Annotated in this window: 15 protein-coding genes; 11 read left to right on the top strand and 4 right to left on the bottom strand. The window is 67.8% G+C overall.

Going from position 1 to position 17,743, the window contains the following annotated elements; translation table 11 throughout:
• Positions 1 to 106 precede the first annotated feature (106 nt).
• Positions 107 to 328, bottom strand: coding sequence for an amphi-Trp domain-containing protein (locus ACE37B_RS23205; RefSeq protein WP_409925727.1), 222 nt, complete (start codon positions 326 to 328; stop codon positions 107 to 109).
• A gap of 150 nt (positions 329 to 478) precedes the next feature.
• Between ACE37B_RS23205 and ACE37B_RS23200 the strand changes: the two genes are divergently transcribed.
• The 3 genes from ACE37B_RS23200 to ACE37B_RS23190 all read left to right on the top strand — a co-directional run bounded on the left by ACE37B_RS23200 (position 479) and on the right by ACE37B_RS23190 (position 4,614).
• Positions 479 to 2,755: an arylsulfatase gene (locus tag ACE37B_RS23200; protein WP_409925726.1), complete on the top strand. Its 2,277-nt coding sequence runs from the start codon at positions 479 to 481 to the stop codon at positions 2,753 to 2,755.
• Positions 2,752 to 3,621, top strand: a complete 870-nt coding sequence (locus tag ACE37B_RS23195; protein WP_409925725.1) for a ribonuclease Z — start codon at positions 2,752 to 2,754, stop codon at positions 3,619 to 3,621. Before ACE37B_RS23200 ends, ACE37B_RS23195 begins: the two co-directional genes overlap by 4 nt.
• A gap of 72 nt (positions 3,622 to 3,693) precedes the next feature.
• On the top strand, positions 3,694 to 4,614 hold the full coding sequence (locus ACE37B_RS23190; protein ID WP_409925724.1) for a haloalkane dehalogenase: 921 nt from the start codon (positions 3,694 to 3,696) through the stop codon (positions 4,612 to 4,614).
• Here the strand turns inward: ACE37B_RS23190 and ACE37B_RS23185 are convergent.
• On the bottom strand, positions 4,579 to 5,907 hold the full coding sequence (locus tag ACE37B_RS23185; RefSeq protein ID WP_409925791.1) for a hemolysin family protein: 1,329 nt from the start codon (positions 5,905 to 5,907) through the stop codon (positions 4,579 to 4,581). The genes ACE37B_RS23190 and ACE37B_RS23185 overlap by 36 nt on opposite strands.
• Before the next feature lie 152 nt (positions 5,908 to 6,059).
• On the opposite strand from ACE37B_RS23185, the gene ACE37B_RS23180 reads away from it, so the two are divergent.
• Both ACE37B_RS23180 and ACE37B_RS23175 read left to right on the top strand, forming a co-directional pair.
• Positions 6,060 to 7,724, top strand: coding sequence for a glycoside hydrolase family 13 protein (locus tag ACE37B_RS23180; protein ID WP_409925790.1), 1,665 nt, complete (start codon positions 6,060 to 6,062; stop codon positions 7,722 to 7,724).
• 28 nt (positions 7,725 to 7,752) lie between these two features.
• Entirely contained in the window at positions 7,753 to 8,691 is a 939-nt protein-coding gene (locus tag ACE37B_RS23175) for a TIGR03621 family F420-dependent LLM class oxidoreductase (protein WP_409925723.1), read from the top strand.
• A gap of 85 nt (positions 8,692 to 8,776) precedes the next feature.
• Here the strand turns inward: ACE37B_RS23175 and ACE37B_RS23170 are convergent, their stop codons facing one another.
• Entirely contained in the window at positions 8,777 to 9,892 is a 1,116-nt protein-coding gene (locus ACE37B_RS23170; protein ID WP_409925722.1) for a 6-phosphofructokinase, read from the bottom strand.
• Positions 9,893 to 10,076: 184 nt separating this feature from the next.
• On the opposite strand from ACE37B_RS23170, the gene ACE37B_RS23165 reads away from it, so the two are divergent.
• From ACE37B_RS23165 to ACE37B_RS23145, 5 genes are all read left to right on the top strand, one after another.
• The gene (locus tag ACE37B_RS23165; RefSeq protein ID WP_409925721.1) at positions 10,077 to 11,441 is read left to right on the top strand and encodes an SLC13 family permease; all 1,365 of its coding nucleotides are present in this window, start codon (positions 10,077 to 10,079) and stop codon (positions 11,439 to 11,441) included.
• Positions 11,438 to 13,405 (top strand): ATP-binding protein, encoded by a 1,968-nt coding sequence (locus ACE37B_RS23160; protein WP_409925720.1) that lies wholly within the window; start codon positions 11,438 to 11,440, stop codon positions 13,403 to 13,405. The genes ACE37B_RS23165 and ACE37B_RS23160 overlap by 4 nt, the downstream gene beginning before the upstream one ends.
• Positions 13,398 to 13,889 (top strand): response regulator, encoded by a 492-nt coding sequence (locus tag ACE37B_RS23155; protein WP_409925719.1) that lies wholly within the window; start codon positions 13,398 to 13,400, stop codon positions 13,887 to 13,889. Before ACE37B_RS23160 ends, ACE37B_RS23155 begins: the two co-directional genes overlap by 8 nt.
• Before the next feature lie 157 nt (positions 13,890 to 14,046).
• Complete coding sequence (locus ACE37B_RS23150) at positions 14,047 to 14,529, top strand: nuclear transport factor 2 family protein (RefSeq protein WP_409925718.1); 483 nt, start codon at positions 14,047 to 14,049, stop codon at positions 14,527 to 14,529.
• 56 nt (positions 14,530 to 14,585) lie between these two features.
• Entirely contained in the window at positions 14,586 to 16,205 is a 1,620-nt protein-coding gene (locus tag ACE37B_RS23145; protein ID WP_409925717.1) for a glutamate synthase-related protein, read from the top strand.
• Here the strand turns inward: ACE37B_RS23145 and ACE37B_RS23140 are convergent.
• Complete coding sequence (locus ACE37B_RS23140) at positions 16,184 to 17,197, bottom strand: DMT family transporter (RefSeq protein WP_409925716.1); 1,014 nt, start codon at positions 17,195 to 17,197, stop codon at positions 16,184 to 16,186. The two genes, ACE37B_RS23145 and ACE37B_RS23140, sit on opposite strands and share 22 nt — an antisense overlap.
• A gap of 104 nt (positions 17,198 to 17,301) precedes the next feature.
• On the opposite strand from ACE37B_RS23140, the gene ACE37B_RS23135 reads away from it, so the two are divergent.
• A complete protein-coding gene (locus ACE37B_RS23135; protein ID WP_409925715.1) occupies positions 17,302 to 17,742 on the top strand; it encodes a phosphonate C-P lyase system protein PhnG in 441 nt (146 codons plus the stop codon).
• Position 17,743: the final 1 nt, after the last annotated feature.

Below are 17,743 nucleotides of genomic sequence, written 5' to 3'. Positions count from 1 at the left end.
GTCGCACGCGGCCTGGCCCGATGATGCTGCGCGGTGATGCCGCGCCGGGTGATGCTGCGCGGTGATGGTGCGTGACGGTCTGACGTGCGGTCGGAGTGGCGTCAGCTCACCACGTGATCTCGATCTCCAACTCGTTGCCGTCGGCGCCGATCTCGAGTTCGATCTCGACCGTGACCTGGTCGGCGACGTCGACGGTGTAGCGCAGACCTTCGCGGGTGAACTCCAGTTCGTTGTGGCGTTCGAGTTGGTCCGCGATCTTGCGGAGCTGAGCAGCAGCTTGCTCGCGGGTCATCGACGCGGTGGTGTCGATCTCGAAGAGGGACGACATGGTGGTGCTCCGTTTCCGTGGGCGACAGGGCGTTCGAGACGATCTCGAACCGTTGGTCATCATCGCATCCCGGCGGTGGCTCCGGGCCGCTCCCTCTGGTTATGAGATTACTACTCGCAATTCATTGTCGAACCGTTTAAGGTGCTCGCGATGAGTCGTCCATCGCGTTTCGAGGGAACGATCGGCCGCACGGTCGCGGAGTCGGAGGCGTGGTTCGACGAGCCGCCTCATCCAGGCGACGACGCACCCAACGTCGTGCTCGTGCTGCTCGACGACACCGGCTTCGCGCAGTTCGGGTGCTACGGCTCCGACATCGACACGCCCAACGTCGATGCGCTCGCCGCCGACGGACTCCAGTTCACGAACTTCCACGTGACACCGTTGTGCTCACCCACCCGTGCGTCGTTGCTCACGGGGCGCTCACAACACGCGGTCGGGATGCGGTCGGTGTCGAACTTCCGAACGGGATTTCCGAACCAGCTCGGCCACATCTCGAACCACGCCGCCACCGTCGCCGAAGTCTTGCGCGACCGGGGCTATGCCACCTTCTGCGTCGGCAAGTGGCATCTCGCGCCGATGGAGCAGTGTTCCGCGGCCGGGCCGTTCGATCAGTGGCCGCTCGCGCGGGGCTTCGACCGCTTCTACGGATTTCTCGAAGGCGAGACCGACCAGTTCCATCCGGAACTGGTGTGCGACAACCATCCGATCACGCCTCCCGGTGGGCCCGATAGCGGATACCACGTGAGCGAGGACCTCGTCGATCAGTTGTTGACCATGGTCAGCGACAGCAAGGGCGTACGCCCTGACCGGCCGTTCTTCGCCTACGTCCCCTTCGGCGCGACCCATGCACCCCATCAGGCGCCGCCCGAGTATCTGGAGAAGTACCGCGGCCGTTTCGACGAAGGATGGGACGTGATCCGCCAACGCTGGTTCGAGCGGCAACTCGAACTCGGCGTGATCCCCGAGGGCACGCGCCTCGCCCCGCGCAATCCCGGCGTCGACGCGTGGGACGACCTCCCGGAGAATCAGCGTCGCCTCGCCGCCCGACTGCAGGAGGCGTTTGCCGCGTTCTTGGACCACACCGACGCTCAGATCGGCCGCCTCGTCGCCGGGCTGCGCCATCTCGGTCAGCTCGACAACACGATCTTCATCGTCTGCGCCGACAACGGAGCGTCACAGGAGGGTGGTCCGTTCGGCGTCATGCACGAGATGAAGTTCTTCAACGGGATCTTCGAGACCCCCGACGAAGCGATCGACAAGATCGACGACATCGGCGGGCCGCACAGCCACACCAACTATCCGTGGGGCTGGGCGCAGTGCGGCAACACGCCGTTCAAGTGGTACAAGCAGAACACGCACGAAGGCGGCGTCCACGTGCCGCTCGTGGTGCGGGCGCCGCGGTTCGTGCCCGAGGGCGAGGCCGGGTCGCAGCGCCGCCAGTTCGTCAACGTCTCCGACATCGTGCCGACGATCTATGACCTCGTCGGCGTCACGCCGCCCGAGACGTACCGAGGCGTCGAACAACTGCCGGTGACGGGACGCTCGTTCGCCTCCGTGTTCGACGACGCAGCAGCGCCTGCGGCCAACACCCTGCAGTACTTCGAGATGGCGGGTAGCCGTGCGTTGGTCGCGACCGACGGTGACGTCTCGTGGAAGGCCGTGTGCAAGCACCAGCCGGGTGCCGACTACGACACCGAGACGTGGGAGCTGTACCGGTTGAGCGACGACTGGTCGGAGTGCAACGACCTCGCCGACGCGCACCCGGAGAAGTTGGCCGAGCTGATCGAGCTGTGGTGGCAGGAGGCCGATCGACATGGCGTGCTCCCGCTCGACGACCGGCTGGTCGAGCTGTTCGGCGCTCGTTTCCGTCCGAACTCGCCGCACCCGCCCGACCGCCGCTACGTGTATCGCCCACCGATGTCGCCGATGCCCGGACAGGCGTCGGCGGCGATCGCCGGTCGCTCGTTCGATCTGACCGCGAGCGTCACCCGTTCGCACGGCGACGACGGCGTGATCTTCGCGACCGGGACGGAGAACTCGGGGCTGTCGGTGTTCGTCCAGCACGACCGGCTCGTCGTCGACTACAACGCGTTCGACGAACACACGGTGCTCGAGTCCGACGTCGACCTTCCACCCGGCGACTGCACCGTCACCGTTCGGGTGCGTCGCCGCTCCGGGATGACCGGTTCGATGTCGGTCGCGGTCGACGGTGTGCCGGCTGGCTCCGCGGATCTCGACCTGTTCATGCGGATGATGTCATCGGTCGGACCGAGCATCGGCTACGACCACGGCTCGCCGGTGTCGACGCGGTACTCGGCGCCGTTCCCCTTCGCCGGTGAACTGCACGAGGTGGTCATCCAACTCCTGAGCCGACAGGATGCCGAAGCGCTCGACGCCGAGGCCGCGAGCGAGATGAGCCGGCAGTGAGCGACGCAACAGGGTTGTCCATCACGCTGCTCGGGACCGGCTCACCGGTGCCCAGTCCCGATCGAGCCGGCCCGGCGACGCTGATCTCGACCGGCGACGGCGCGGACGCCGAGCACTACCTCGTCGATGCGGGCCGCGGCGTGTTGATGCGACTTGCTGCTTGCGGGCTCGGTGCTCCGAATCTGAACGCGGTGCTGTTGACCCATCTCCACAGCGATCACATCACCGACCTCAACGACGTGATCACGATGCGCTGGGTCATGACGTTCACGGAAACACCCTTGACGATCGTGGGACCGGTCGGCACCCGCTCGGTGGTGGGGCACCTGCTGGCATCGCTCGCTCCCGACATCGACTATCGCATGGCGCATCACGACGACCTCGATCACGCGCCGCCCGTGCATGTGATCGAAGTGGTCGACGGCGCGGTCGAACTGCCCGACGGCCAAGGCGGTGCGGTGACGATTCGGTGTGATCAGACCGATCACAAGCCGGTCGAACCCAGCATCGGGTATCGCTTCGATCACGGAGACGCCAGCGTGGTGGTTGCCGGCGACACGGTGCCGTGCGACGGACTCGACCGACTCTGTGTGGGCGCCGACGCGCTCGTGCATACCGTGATCCGCAAGGACATCATCGCGAACATCGCGCTGCAGCGGATGCAGGACACGCTCGACTACCACTCGTCGCCGGAGGAGGCTGCCGCGACCGCCGCCCGTGCAGGCCTCAGCACGCTCGTCCTCACTCACTACGTCCCACCGATCCCGACCGGAGGCGACGGCGCCGACTGGAAAGCGCTGGCCGCCGCCCACTTCGACGGCGCGATCGAACTCGGCGACGACCTCCACCGCGTCGAGATTCCATGACCCACCACCGCCACGACGCCCGTAACGGTTTGTGTCTGACACAAACCGTTACGCCCAGCACATGGAGACGACATGCACGCACTGCGCACACCTGACGAACGGTTCGCCGATCTGGTCGACTATCCGTTCGAGCCGAACTACGTCGAGATCTCGGACCGCGACGACGAGGAGCCCGGAGGCGTGCTGCGCGTCCACTACCTCGACGAGGGTCCCGCGGACGGACCCGTCGTGTTGTGCATGCACGGCGAGCCGTCGTGGAGCTACCTCTATCGCAAGATGATCCCGGTGCTGGTCGACGCGGGCCTGCGTGTCGTCGCTCCCGATCTGGTCGGCTTCGGCAAGAGCGACAAGCCGACACGCAAGAGCGACTACACCTATGCCCGCCACGTCGCCTGGATGCAGGAAGTGATCGTCGATCACCTCGACCTGCGCGACGCCACCTTCTTCGGACAGGACTGGGGCGGACTCGTCGGGCTGCGCCTCGTCGCCGAGCACCCGGATCGATTCGCTCGCGTCGTGATCGGCAACACCGGTCTGCCGAACGGCCAGGGCACGCCGAGCGACGCCTTCCTCGCGTGGCAGAAGTTCAGTCAGGAGTCGCCGGTGTTCCCGATCGGCCAGATCCTCCAGGGAGCCACGAACACGGTGCTCAGCGATGCCGAGGTGTCGGCCTACGACGCGCCGTTCCCCGACGAGACGTACAAGGAGGGGGCGCGCATCTTCCCGTCGTTGGTGCCGACATCAGCCGACGATCCGGCGGTACCGGCGAATCTCGCTGCCTGGGAGGTCTTCGCAGCGTGGGACAAGCCGTTCATCACCTGCTTCAGCGACGGCGACCCGGTCACGGCCGGAGGTGACGCCCCGTTCCGCAAGGTCGTGCCGGGGGCTGCCCGCAGTCCGCACGTCACCGTCGCGGGAGCGCACCACTTCTTTCAGGAAGACGCCGCGCCGCAGCTGTCACAGATCATCATCGACGCCGTTCGCGCCGACTGAGGTCGCGCCGGCGGCGTCGGTGTCGTCGGTCTCCTCGGACGCGCTGCGAACCACGGCGACGTCGGCGATCGAGTGACCGTTCATCGCGCGGACCTCGAGGATCCATCCGTCGACGGGCACGAGGTCGCCGACCTTCGGGATGTGGCCCAGCCGGTCGAGGATCAAGCCGGCGACCGTCGCGTAGTTGCCCGACGGCAGTTCGACCCCGATGTCGGGGAGGTCGTGGATCGGATAGCGGCCCGGCAGCACGAGCGTGCCGTCGGCTTCGTGCCGGACCGTGACGTGGTCGGGATCGGTCTCGTCGTAGATCTCGCCGACCAGCTCCTCGATCAGGTCCTCGACGGTGACGATGCCGGCCGCGCCGCCGTGCTCGTTGATCACGAGTGCGATCTGGAGTCGTTGGAGTTGGAGTTCGCGCATGGCCGTGAGCACTCGTGCGGCGTCGGGGAACGCGGCGGTCGTCATCGGGGTCTCGGTGACGAGGCGGTCGCCGCAGTCGAGCAACTGGCGGAGGTGGACGAAGCCGAGCACCTCGTCGAGATTGCGGTTCGGTGCGACCGGCGCCCGCGTGTGTCCCGACTCGGCGAGCGCGGTCAGCGCCCGTTCGCACGTCCAGGTCGAGTCGAGGACGAACACGTCGCTGCGCGGGATCAGCACCTCGCTGAGCGTGCGCTCGACGATCTGGAAGGCGCCGTCGATGATCTGTCGCTGCTCCGGCGTGAAGCTGTCTTGCGCTGCGACCATGTCGCGCAGTTCCTCTTCGGTGACCTCTTCTCGCTGGCGGTGCGGGTCGCCTCCCATCAGCTTCACGGCGACGTCGGTCGACTTCGACAACAGCCACACCACGGGGCGGGTGATCGTCGACAGCACCGCGAGCGGGCGGGCCATGACCATGCCCCACTTCTCGGCGCGCTGCATGGCAACCCGTTTCGGTGCCAGTTCGCCGAACACCAGGGTCAGGTACGACAGGATCAGCGTCACCACGATGATCGAGGCCGGACGGGCTGCGCCACCAAGGAAGTCGAGAGGCTCCTCGAGCGGTTCGGCGAGCGAGACGGCAGCTGCCGCTGAGGCGAGGAAGCCCGCGAGCGTGATGCCGATCTGAATGGTCGCCAGGAACTGGTTGGGTTGGCGGGCCAGGCGAGCGAGGAGGGCGCCGGTCGCCGATCGGGCTTCGAGACGTTGGAGCTGCCCTTCACGCAGCGACACCAAGGCGAGTTCGGTACCGGCGAAGGCTGCGTTGACGAAGACGAGCACCACCACGAGGATGATCTGGGGAAGGACGTCGGACATCGTTGCGGCGGCTGAGCGAGGCTGGTCGCTCCAGTCACTCAGCATAGAGGACGAGCGTCGGCGGTTCCGACGTGCGGTGCTCTCGCCGATGGTCGCACGATTCCGATGGTCGCACGATTCCCCTGTGAGGTGATAGCTAGTGAGACATGACGATGCAGCAGCGGAGCGAGACGGACACGGTGGACGCGAGGGCGGCGTGGTGGCGCTCGGCCGTCACCTATCAGGTGTACATCCGATCGTTCGCCGACGGCGACGGCGACGGCACGGGTGACCTGGCGGGACTCCGTTCGCGTCTGCCCTACCTTCGCGATCTCGGTGTCGATGCCATCTGGATCAACCCGTGGTATCGCTCGCCGCTTCACGACGGCGGGTACGACGTCGCCGATTATCGGTCGATCGACCCCCGCTACGGATCGCTCGCCGACGCCGACGCGCTGATCGCGGAGGCACACGCGCTCGGGTTGCGGGTCGTCGCCGACCTCGTGCCGAACCACACGTCGATCGAGCACGAGTGGTTCGTGGAGGCGTTGGCGGCGGCACCCGGCGATCCGGCTCGCTCGCGTTACGTGTTCCGACCCGGTCGTGGTGCCGATGGCGCGGAGCCACCGACGAACTGGCGAGCGGTCTTCGGTGGATCGGCGTGGGAACGAAGCGACGGCGGTGAGTGGTACCTCCATCTGTTCGACGTCAGCCAACCCGACCTCGACTGGTCGCATCCGGAGGTGCGTTCGGAGTTCCTCGACATCTTCCGGTTCTGGTTCGATCGCGGCATCGACGGGTTCCGCGTCGACGTCGCCCACGCGCTCACGAAGGACTCTGCGTTCCCCGACGTCGACCCTGATGTGCCTCCGTTCGCGCTCACCGAAGACGGCAGCCATCCGTACTGGGACCGCGACGACGTCCACGACATCATCCGCGAGTGGCGCGCCGTCGCGGATTCCTACGACGACGACAAGGTGCTGGTCGCCGAAGCCTGGGTGAGCCCCGAGCGGCTGTCGATGTACCTGGAACCCGACCAGTACCACCAGTCGTTCAACTTCGACTTCCTGCTGGCCCCGTGGGCTGCGCCGGAGCGTCGAGAGGTCATCGAGCGGGCGATCGAGGTGTACCGCGAGACCGGTTCGCTGCCGACCTGGGTGTTGTCGAATCACGACGTCGTGCGCCATGCCACCCGGTTCGCACAGTCGAACACCGAGGCTGAGGTCGGCTTGGCGATCGGCGACTCGTCGGCGGAACTCGATGCCGACGCCGGGCTGCGTCGCGCTCGCGCTGCGGCGTTGTTGATGCTGGCGCTGCCGGGTTCGGTGTACCTGTACCAGGGCGAAGAACTCGGTCTCCCCGAGGTGACGGATCTGCCCGACGAGGTGCTGGACGACCCGATCTGGGAACGTTCGGGTCACACGTTGCGCGGCCGCGACGGCTGCCGTGTGCCGATCCCGTGGAGGCCGGACGGACCGTCGTTCGGATTCGGTGACGCTGCGCCGTGGCTGCCGCAGCCGGCGTGGTTCGGTGCGATGTCGGTCGGCGCTCAGTCCGGCGTGGCCGGCTCGACGCTCGAGCTCTATCGCGCGGCGCTCGCGATCCGCCGCGAACGGCTGGCTCTTGCGGCAATCGACACCACCTGGGGCCTGACCCCAGGTGGTGGAGGGGTGATCGAGTTCGAGCGGGGGAGCGTGGTGTGCGTCACCAACTTCGGGCCGGACGAGGTGCCGTGTCCGAAGGGACTCGTGTTGTTGTCCTCGGCACCGCTCGGCGAGGGCGGTGTCGTGCCGGTCGACGTGAGCGTCTGGGTCGACACGTCGCGCCCACTCGAATGACCGGCGGTCGGTGTGCCAGGCTCGCCGCATGACGCACCCACGACCGTTCCGTTTCGGAGTGATGGCCGCCCGCGCCCGCTCCTCGTCCGAGTGGATCGACACCGCCAAGCAAGCCGAGGACCTCGGCTACTCGGCGCTGCTGATGCCCGACCACTTCGGCGATCAACTCGCGCCCGTCCCAGCACTGTCGATGGCAGCAGCTGCCACCACGTCGCTACGCGTCGGCACGCTCGTCTTCGCCAACGACTTCCGGCATCCGGCGGTGCTCGCCAAGGAGACAGCGACGCTCGATCTGTTGAGCGACGGTCGTCTCGAGGTCGGCGTCGGTGCCGGCTGGATGACCGAGGACTACGCCTGGACCGGCGTCGCCCACGACCGAGCCGGTGTGCGCATCGACCGGATGATCGAGTCGATCGAGGTGCTGCGGGGGCTGTGGGGTGATGACGCGTTCTCGTTCGACGGCGAGCACTACACCATCAGCGAGATGAACGGCCTGCCCAAGCCGGTGCAGGCGGGCGGTCCACCGATCATCGTCGGCGGCGGCGGCAAGCGGGTGCTGTCGACCGCGGCCCGCCTCGCGGACATCGTCGGGGTGAACCCGAACGTCGGCGAGGGCAAGGTCGGCCCGGAGGCGGTTGCCTCGATGTCGGCCGAGGCGACCGAGGAGAAGTTGGGCTGGGTACGCGCCGCCGCCGGCGACCGCTTCGACGACCTCGAGATCAGCATCTTGAAGTTCGTCACGATCGTGACCGACGACCGTGACGCCGTCGCCGCGAAGGTCGCTGCTGGGATGGGGATGGCGCCCGAGACGCTGCTGGCCAGCCCGCACACGCTGGTCGGCTCCGCCGAACAGATCGCCGACGAACTCGCCGAGCAGCGCGAACGCTGGCAGGGCTCGTACGTGACGGTGCAGTCCGACGCGCTTGCATCGTTCGCGCCGGTGGTCGCGGCGCTCGCCGGCACCTGATCAGGGCGGCGGACCGCGCCTCGATCCCGTGGCAACAGGTCGTGGCAACAGGTCGTGGTAACGGGTCGCGGTGACAGGTCGCGGATCAGGCCACAGGGTCGCCGAACGACACGCCGATCTCGCGGGCGGTCAGGATCGTGTCGCAGTTCAGTGGCACGTGCCGCTGCCGCTTGGCGATCTCCCGCAACGGTACGTAGTCCATCGACGGCTCGTTGAGCGCGATCATGATGCCGTTCTCGCCCTCGTCGAGGGCGCGTACGGCGGCAGCGCCGAATCGCTGACCGAGGATCCGGTCGAACGCGCTCGGCGAACCGCCACGGAGGAGGTGACCGAGCACGACGAGGCGCGACTCCTTGCCGGTCAAGGCTTCGAGCTCCGCGGTCACCTTTGCGCCGACTCCGCCCAGCCGTTCCGCTTGGCCGACCGACTTGCCGATGACCGACACGTCACCATCGGCCGGTACCGCGCCTTCGGCGACCACGACGATCGAGAACCGAGCGCCCCGCTCGTCGCGGCGGCGAACCACGTCGGCCACGGCCTCGATCGAGTACGGGATCTCCGGGATCAGGATCGCGTGGGCGCCGGCGGAGAGCCCGGCATGCAACGCGATCCAGCCGGCGTAGCGGCCCATCACCTCGACGACGATCACCCGACCGTGCGAGGTCGCCGTCGAGAACAGCCGGTCGATGCACTCTGACGCGAACCCGACCGCGGTGTCGAATCCGAAGGTCGACGCGGTCCGCTCCAGGTCGTTGTCGATCGTCTTCGGCACACCGACCACGCGAAGACCGGCCTGATGCAGGTGGTTGGCGATGGCGAGGGAGCCGTCACCACCGATCGTGATCAGCGCGTCGATGCCGTTCGCGTCGAACAACTCGATGAGTTCGAGGCTGCGATCGACCTCGACCCAGCTGCCGTCGGGCTGCTCGACCGGGTACGCGATCGGGCTGCCCCGGTTGGTGGTACCGAGGATCGTGCCGCCGGTGTGGACGATCCCGCGCACGGACTCGCGGTCGAGACGGAGGAGCCCGCCGTTCGGATACTGCTCAGGGTGCAAGAGTCCGTTGAACCCATCGCGGATGCCGATCACCTCCCAACCGCGATTGATCGCGGCCATCGTGGCGGCTCGGATGACAGCGTTGAGGCCGGGGGCATCGCCGCCACCGGTCGACAACGCGATGCGTCGGATGGGCTGCGTCACCTCCACCACAGTACCCAACTTCCGCGTCGGGTGATCAGGGTCCGATGACCCGGGCGGGGCAACGACCGCCAGGACTAGCGTCGAACCCATGGCAACAGCGTCCCCCTCTGCTCGCGAGGGGGCGAGACCAGGATCGAGCCCGGGCCCAAGATCAGGCTGGTGGCGACAGCGCTCGACGATCGGCGTGGCCGCAGCCGTCACTTGGTTCGCGGTCGTCTTGGCGATCGGTGACGCCGGCGACTTGACCACGCCGGCGAGCCGGATGCTCGCCATCTTCGGCGCGGCGGTGGCGCTCTGGATCTCCGAGGCGATTCCCCTGTCGGCCACCTCGATCTTCGTGATCTTCGCTCAGGTGTTGATGATCTCCGACGAGGCGTTGCTCTCGTTGCCTGCCGATTTCGACGCGCCGACCTACGAGAGCATCTACGCGACCTTGGCGAGCCCGGTGCTGATGTTGTTCCTCGGCGGGTTCGTCCTCGCCGATGCGGCGGCCAAGTACGGCCTCGATCGGAACCTCGCGGGCCTGATGCTGCGCCCGTTCGGAACGAAGCCTGCCGCCCTCCTCGGCGGTTTGATGTTGATCACCGCGCTGCTCTCGATGTTCGTCTCGAACACGGCGACCACCGCGGCGATGATGGCCGTGGTGTTGCCGGTGGCAGCGAGCCTGGACCACGCCGATCGGTTCCGCATCGCGCTCGTCTTGTCCGTTCCGGTCGCGGCGAACATCGGTGGGCTGGGTACACCGGTGGGCTCGCCGCCCAATGCGATCGCGCTCGGCCGCCTCGACGACCAGGGCATCGAGGTCGACTTCGTTCGATGGATGGCATTCGGTGTGCCGGTGGCCGTGCTGCTGTTGGTGGTCGCGTGGCGGTTGCTCGTACGCCGGTATCCGTCGTCGGCACCGGCGGTGACCATCCGTCTCGGTGGAGCGTTCGACCGAACCCTCCCCGCCCGGATCCTCTACGTGGCGTTCGGACTGACGGTGCTCGGCTGGATGACCGAGCCGATCCACGGCGTGCCCTCGGCGATCGTCGGCTTCGCTCCGGTGGTCGTGCTGCTCGCCACCAACGTGTTCACCGTCGACGATCTCCGTCGCCTGAACTGGCACATCCTGTGGCTCGTGGGCGGTGGCATCGCACTCGGCAACGGCGTGTCGAGCACGGGACTCGACGTCTGGTTCGTCGACCGACTCGACTGGGGTTCGATGCCGACGTTGCTGTTGATGTTCGCCATGGCCGGCCTCGCACTGGTGTTCAGTACGGTCATCTCGAACTCGGCGACGGCCAACCTGCTCGTGCCGGTGGGGATCAGCCTGGCGTTCTCCGACGCGGTCGATCTCGACCCGCTGCTCGCTGGTCTCCTGATCGCGGTCGCGTGCTCGCTGGCGATGGCCTTGCCGGTCAGCACCCCGCCGAACGCCGTCGCCTACGCGTCCGGGGCGATCGAGGCGAAGGACCTCGCCGTCGTCGGTCTCACCGTCGGAGCGCTCGGCCTCGCACTCATCGTGTTCGTGATGCCGACGGTCTGGGAGACGGTGGGGTTGCTGTGAGCCTCGCGCCGCTCGCGTTCGGGCCCATCATGATCCTGGTGGTCGACGATGACGGCGCGGACGGAGAGATCCTTGCCGCGGACCTCGATCGGCTGTTGGCCGGGTCCGCCGTCGTCGAGGTCGTCGCCGACGTGTCGAGCGCAGAGGAGCGAGCGGGCGCGATCGAGCGCAGCGGCGGGCTGGTCGCCGTGGCGTTCGTCGACGTCGACGCCGGTGTCGACCCGAGTGCCACGGTCGTCGAGGTGCACGAAGCTCGCGGCCTCGACCGGACACGCAACGTGGTCGTCAGCTCGAAGGCGTCGCTGCACGGGGTCGACCGCGCGCTGCAGCGCGGAGCGATTCACGGGATGCTGACCCGCCCCTGGACGACCTCGGGTCTGCGGGCACAGTTGGCCGCCAACCTCGCCGCGTTCCTGATCGAGCACGCACCCGACCGGCTCGGAGCGTTCGACGCACTCCTCGACGCGGACGTGCGCAGCGCCGCCCGCTCGAAGGTGGCGTTGCAGCGAGCGGCGGTGAGGCGCCGTCCGTCCTCCACGCCGCTTCTCCTCGACCACTCCATCGACGACGCCGAGATCGAACGTCGGATGGTCGAACTCCTCGATCGAAGCCTCGGGCATCCGCCACGCATTCGGGTGGCGCCCGGTTCGGTGATGATCGAAGCCGGCGACGACGTCGGCGGCATCTACGTTCTCCTCGACGGCATCGTCCGCCTCAGCACACGCACCGACACCGGCGAGCAGATCCTCCACGAGAAGTCGACCGGCGCGATCATCGGGTTGCTGTCGCTGGCCAGCCGCCGTCGAGCGATGCTCACGTGTCGGGCGATCACCGAGGTCAGGGCCATACCCATCACGCTCGACCAACTTGCGGAAGCATTGGATGACGAACCCGAGTTGGCGAGCTTGCTCACTCGGGTCCTCGTCGGGTCGTTGGCTCGCCGTCTTCGTCGCTCCGACGAACTCCAGATGGAGCTCGACGAGAGCCTGGCGGCACTGTCGCAGGCGCGTGCCCAACTCGTTGCATCGGCGCGGTTCGCGGCGCTCGGTGAGATCGCTGCGGGAATGGCACACGAGTTGAACAACCCGACGTCAGCGTTGGCGAGAGCGGTCGAACATGTCGCCGACGACATCTCGGCGGTGGTCACCGACGTCGAGGTCCGCGAGCGCATCGAGCGACACCTCGCCGCGCCGGAGCTCACGACGACGCAGCGTCGCGAGCTGCGCCGGCTGCTCACCGATGCCATCGGTGACCGGGTCCTCGCCGACCAGCTCGTCGAGCTGGGCGTTCGCTCGGTTGCCGAGGCGACGGCGACGGTGGCGGCGTCGGAGGGGCCCGAGTCGTTGGAACGGCTGATCGCCGGGGCGCGTCTGGGACGATCGCTGCAGACGGTCCAGTCCGCAGCTGGTCGGATCCAGACGCTGGTCGAGAGCCTTCGCTCGTATTCGCGAGGTGTTGACGGTCGCGGTCCGATCGTCGACGACGTCGATGTCGCTGCCAGCATCGACGATGCCATCCGATTGCTGACCCATCGGATGGGCAACGTCGAGTTGGTTCGCCGCTACTCGCCGACGCCGCTCATCGTCGCTCGGCCCGGCGAACTCCAGCAGGTCTGGACCAACCTCGCCGCCAATGCGCTCGACGCGCTCGACGGGCACGCCGATGCTCAGATCACGGTCGAGGTCGAGGCGGGCGAAGGGGGAGCCGCCGGCGAGCCTGGCGTGGCGCGATCCGTCGTCGTGCGGATCATCGACAACGGCCCGGGCGTGCCCGCCGAGCTCCGAGAACGGATCTTCGCACCGCGCTTCACGACCAAGGGGGGACGCGTGCAGTTCGGACTCGGCCTCGGTCTGTCGATCAGCCGACAGATCGTCGGCGACCACGGCGGGTCGATCACCGTCGACAGCGCGGATGGCCAGACACGTTTCGTGGTCCAACTACCGACAGGAGCAGACAATGGGTGAACTGGTGATCGTGGTGGTGGAGGACGAGCCCGAAGTGCGAGCAGCGATCGTGCGTGACCTCGCGCCACTCGCCGGCGCAGTCCGAGTCGACGAGGCCGACACCGCCGACGATGCGCGGGCGGCGATGGACGAAGCGGCCGCAGGCGGTGATCGGGTGGGGCTCGTGTTGGCCGACCATCGACTCCCGGGTGAGAGTGGGGTCGACCTGCTGGTGTGGATCCATGACCAGCCGACGTTGCAGGCGACGCGGTCGATCCTCATCACCGGGCAGGCGGGCCACGACGACACGATCCGTGCGATCAACCATGCCGGACTCGACTGGTACTTCGCCAAGCCGTGGGATCCGGAGGAGTTGGTCGCGGTGATCACCCAGCAACTCACGACGTTCGTCATCGAAGCAGGGCTCGACCCGCTGCGCTACGTCGCGAGCCTCGACGGCCCACGGCTGCTCGAGCACTACGCCCAGCACACCCGACCCGACTGAGCCCTGCGCTGATCTCGGCTCCGGTTCACCGGCTCGCGGTCGCCAGGATCGGAGGCCGAGAACATCTCGGCGTCGTGGCGGCGCGGCCGCTTCGTGCCGGCCTGCTGCCTGCCCCTACGGTCGGGCGCGCCCCAGCCGTCACGAGGAGGTCTCGTTCATGTTCGACGTCAGCAGCCGCCAGCAGATCCACGACGCACTGCTCTCCTATTGCCGGGGCATCGATCGTCTCGACGCGGGGGCCGTCAGCGCAGCGTTTCACCCCGGCGCGCAGCTCGAGGGGTACGCGCCGACGGTGATGTCGATCGAGACGTTCGTCGAGCACGCGTTGGCCTCGCTGGGAGCGAAGTTCACGGCCACGCAGCATCGCATCAGCAATACCCGGATCGAGGAGACCGACGGTGGCGCCCGCGTCGAGACCTACGTGCTCGCCTCCCACGTGCAGACGAGCGACGGTGGTGACCGGCTGCTCACGTTCGCAGGGCGCTACATCGACCGGGCGACCGAGCGCGACGGGCAGTGGCGCATCGAACACCGCACGCTGCGCCACGACTGGTCGAAGATCGAAGAGATCGCGGAGCCGATGACCGGCGCGTGGGTGCAGAGCGGACGCGCCGGCACCCCCGATCCACTCGACGACTGACGGCCCGTTCACCGCGAGGGTCCAGAACGGCTCCGCCGATCGACTAGGCAGGGGGAATGCAACCCCTTGCGATCGCAACATGGAGCGAGATTCCGAGCCGAGCACCACGACCAGCTCTCGTCGGCAACGTCGATCTGGTCGTGATCCGCTACGGCGACGACCACGCCGAACATTCCGTTCTCTCCGGTCGGTGCCTCCATCGCGGAGCGCTCATGGCGGATGGCCATCTCGACGGCGACAACCTGATCTGCGGTCTCCACGGATGGGACTACGGCATCGAGTCCGGCATCAGTGCCTACGACAACTCCGAACGACTGGAGAAGTTCACCAGTTGGGTCGAGGACGACCGTCTCCTGGTCGACGCCGACGAGATCGCGGCGTGGGAGCGCGAGCATCCCCAACCGTACGACCGTGACGCCTACCAAGGTGCCTACCAGGACGTGCACGGCGCTCCGGAGGAGCCACACGTCGGGCTGATCCGTCGCCTGGCCGCCGAAGGATTGTCGGTGCTCGGGCACCACGGGACCGTCGCGTCGATGGGGGTCCCGCGCGACCGACTCCCGACATGGGACGACATCCAGTTCGTCACGGCCCAGGTCGCACGGCGTCCGCTGCTCGACGACGAGCCGGTGTCGACGACCACCGTGATCGGTCCGAACGCCGCCCGACCGCTCGAACTCGACCTGCCGATCTTCGTGTCCGACATGAGTTTCGGTGCGCTGTCGGAAGAAGCGAAGGTCGCGCTGGCGATGGGCGCGCAACAGGCTGGCACCGGGATCTGTAGCGGCGAGGGCGGCATGTTGCCCGAGGAGCAGGCGGCCAACGATCGGTACTTCTACGAACTGGCATCGGGTCGTTTCGGCTGGGACATCTCGAAGGTCACCGACGTGCAGGCGTTCCACTTCAAGTTCGGGCAGGGCGCGAAGACCGGCACCGGAGGCCATCTGCCCGGCTCGAAGGTGATCGGCAAGATCGCTGAGGTCCGCGGCCTCGACCCCGGTCAGGACGCGGTCAGCCCGGCGACGTTCCCCGACCTCGTCACCGCCGACGACTTCCGTCGGGTCGCCGACGAGGTGCGGGCGGCGACCGGGGGCATCCCGATCGGGGCGAAGCTCAGCGCGCAACACATCGAGGCCGACATCGACGCCGCGCTCGAGATCGGCGTCGACTACGTGATCCTCGACGGCCGCGGTGGCGGGACCGGTGCCGCACCCGTCATCTTCCGCGACAACATCAGCGTGCCGACGATCCCGGCGCTCGCACGAGCCCGGCGCCACCTCGATGCGCTCGGCCGCACCGACGTCACGCTCGTCATCACCGGAGGGCTCCGAACGCCGTGGGACTTCGCGAAGGCACTCGCACTCGGCGCGGATGCGGTGGCCGTGTCGAACGCAGCGATGCAGTCGATCGGCTGCATCGGTATGCGGGCGTGCAACTCCAACAACTGTCCGGTCGGGATCGCGACGCAGAACCCGGTGCTGCGCGCCCGACTACCGGTCCGCGACGCGGCCGATCGACTCGAGCGATTCTTCGGTGCGTCGACCGAGCTGATGCAGGTACTGGCGCGGGCCTGCGGGCATCGGGCGCTCGGCGAGTTCTCGATCGACGACCTGACGACCTTCGACCGAGAGATGCATCACCTCACCGGGGTCGCCTACGGCGGCGTGAGTGTCTGATCGGTCGGTGCGGTCGGCAGCGGAGCAGCGACCGGGAGGAGTCGCGGGCGGCTGCCGACGGCGATCACCCAGACCGACACCAGGATCAGTAGCCCGCCGAGCACGAGGCTCAGCGTGAGATCGTCGCCGAACACGAAGATGCCGCCGATCACGCCGAACACGGGCACGCAGTAGCCGATCACCGACACCTGGCCGGTCGTGCCGACCTGGTTGGCGATGAGCATCGAGCGGAACCCGAGGTACGTCGACACGCCGAAGCCGGCCATCGCGAGCACGTGCCACGTCTCGTAGCCGCCCTCGGGTGCGAGCTCGCGGCCGAGTACCGGGGAGAGTGCGAGCGCGACCACGCCGGCGGTGAGCATCTGGGGCCCGATCAGGGCTGCAGCGCCGTGCTGCATCACCAGACGGCGGGCGAGCACGGCGGCAGTGCCGGCGATCAGCGCGCCGATCAGCACGATCGCGAGTCTCGTCGGCGAGCCGCCACCGTCGATCGACCCGGTGGCGAGTACGCCGACACCGACGATGGCGAGCGCGAGGCCGCTCGCCTTCACGACGTTGAAGCGTTCGTCGGCGAACACGAAGTGCGCGACGACGGCCGTGAAGACGGGGCCGAGTGAGATGAGCAGCGTGACGATGCCGGCCGGGAGGTCTTCGAAGCCGATGTTGAACAGCAGCGCAGGGCCGGCCGATGCCGTGATGCCGAGCACGATGGCGGGCCCGGCTGCGGCGGCGGTCAGTTGCTTGCGCACCAGCGCCGCGGCCATGCCGATCAGACCGCTGACCAGGAACGGAAACCAGGTGACGGTGAACGCGTCGACGCCGTCATCGATCAAGCCTTTGGCGAGCAATCCGCCGACGCCGAAGACCACCCCGGTGAAGGCGACGTACGCCCAGACGCTCAACGACGCACCGACGGGCGCGCCCGCAGGTCCGGTCGTGGTGGTGTGGGCAGGTTCGCTGGCCGGTGTGGGCGACAGGGGTGGTGCGGTCATCGAAGATGCAACGCTACGGCGCATCGCCGAGAGTTCAGGCACTCGTCGCCGAGACTTCACCTGGATTACTTGTCTAGACAACCTGGCGCTGGCACGCTCGGTGCATGAACGAAGTGTCCCTCGCCCGAACCAGAGAGCGTCGTGCCGAGTTGTTGTCGCTCGCGGCGGCCACCGAGCTGGAGCAGGTCGCCGACGACCTGCTCGGACGACTCGGCGCTCCGACCGTCACCTCCCCACCCGAGACCGGGCTCGTCATGCTGCAAGTGCGCGAACCGGTGTGTCGCGATCGGTTCCATGTGGGCGAGGTGGTCGTGAGCCGCGCCGAGGTGATGTGGCTCGGTTCGGCGGGATGGTCGATGCGGCTCGGCTGCGACCGAGGTGCAGCGGTCGCCGCTGCCCTGTGCGACGCTGCTGCCGAACTCGACGGCGGCAGCGAGGCCGTGGCCGACCTGTGCGACCGGGTGGAGGCGCGACTCGCCGACGAGGCGCACGCAGAGTGGGCTGCACTCGCTCCGACCCGCGTGACGTTCGAGGAACTGGACTGAG

This window comes from Ilumatobacter sp., assembly GCF_046290335.1.
Taxonomy (GTDB): Bacteria; Actinomycetota; Acidimicrobiia; order Acidimicrobiales; family Ilumatobacteraceae; genus Ilumatobacter_A.
Note: the sequence above shows the minus strand (reverse complement) of the source record. Positions and strands in the feature narration are given on the sequence as shown.

Bases quoted from the DNA above. Each gene is read 5' to 3' on its own strand.
- ACE37B_RS23180 (WP_409925790.1), top strand. From the start codon at position 6,060: ATGCAGCAGCGGAGCGAGACGGACACGGTGGACGCGAGGGCGGCGTGG.
- ACE37B_RS23205 (WP_409925727.1), bottom strand. From the start codon at position 328: ATGTCGTCCCTCTTCGAGATCGACACCACCGCGTCGATGACCCGCGAG.
- ACE37B_RS23175 (WP_409925723.1), top strand. From the start codon at position 7,753: ATGACGCACCCACGACCGTTCCGTTTCGGAGTGATGGCCGCCCGCGCC.
- ACE37B_RS23190 (WP_409925724.1), top strand. From the start codon at position 3,694: ATGCACGCACTGCGCACACCTGACGAACGGTTCGCCGATCTGGTCGAC.
- ACE37B_RS23185 (WP_409925791.1), bottom strand. From the start codon at position 5,907: ATGTCCGACGTCCTTCCCCAGATCATCCTCGTGGTGGTGCTCGTCTTC.
- ACE37B_RS23140 (WP_409925716.1), bottom strand. From the start codon at position 17,197: ATGACCGCACCACCCCTGTCGCCCACACCGGCCAGCGAACCTGCCCAC.
- ACE37B_RS23145 (WP_409925717.1), top strand. From the start codon at position 14,586: ATGCAACCCCTTGCGATCGCAACATGGAGCGAGATTCCGAGCCGAGCA.
- ACE37B_RS23200 (WP_409925726.1), top strand. From the start codon at position 479: ATGAGTCGTCCATCGCGTTTCGAGGGAACGATCGGCCGCACGGTCGCG.
- ACE37B_RS23135 (WP_409925715.1), top strand. From the start codon at position 17,302: ATGAACGAAGTGTCCCTCGCCCGAACCAGAGAGCGTCGTGCCGAGTTG.
- ACE37B_RS23150 (WP_409925718.1), top strand. From the start codon at position 14,047: ATGTTCGACGTCAGCAGCCGCCAGCAGATCCACGACGCACTGCTCTCC.
- ACE37B_RS23155 (WP_409925719.1), top strand. From the start codon at position 13,398: ATGGGTGAACTGGTGATCGTGGTGGTGGAGGACGAGCCCGAAGTGCGA.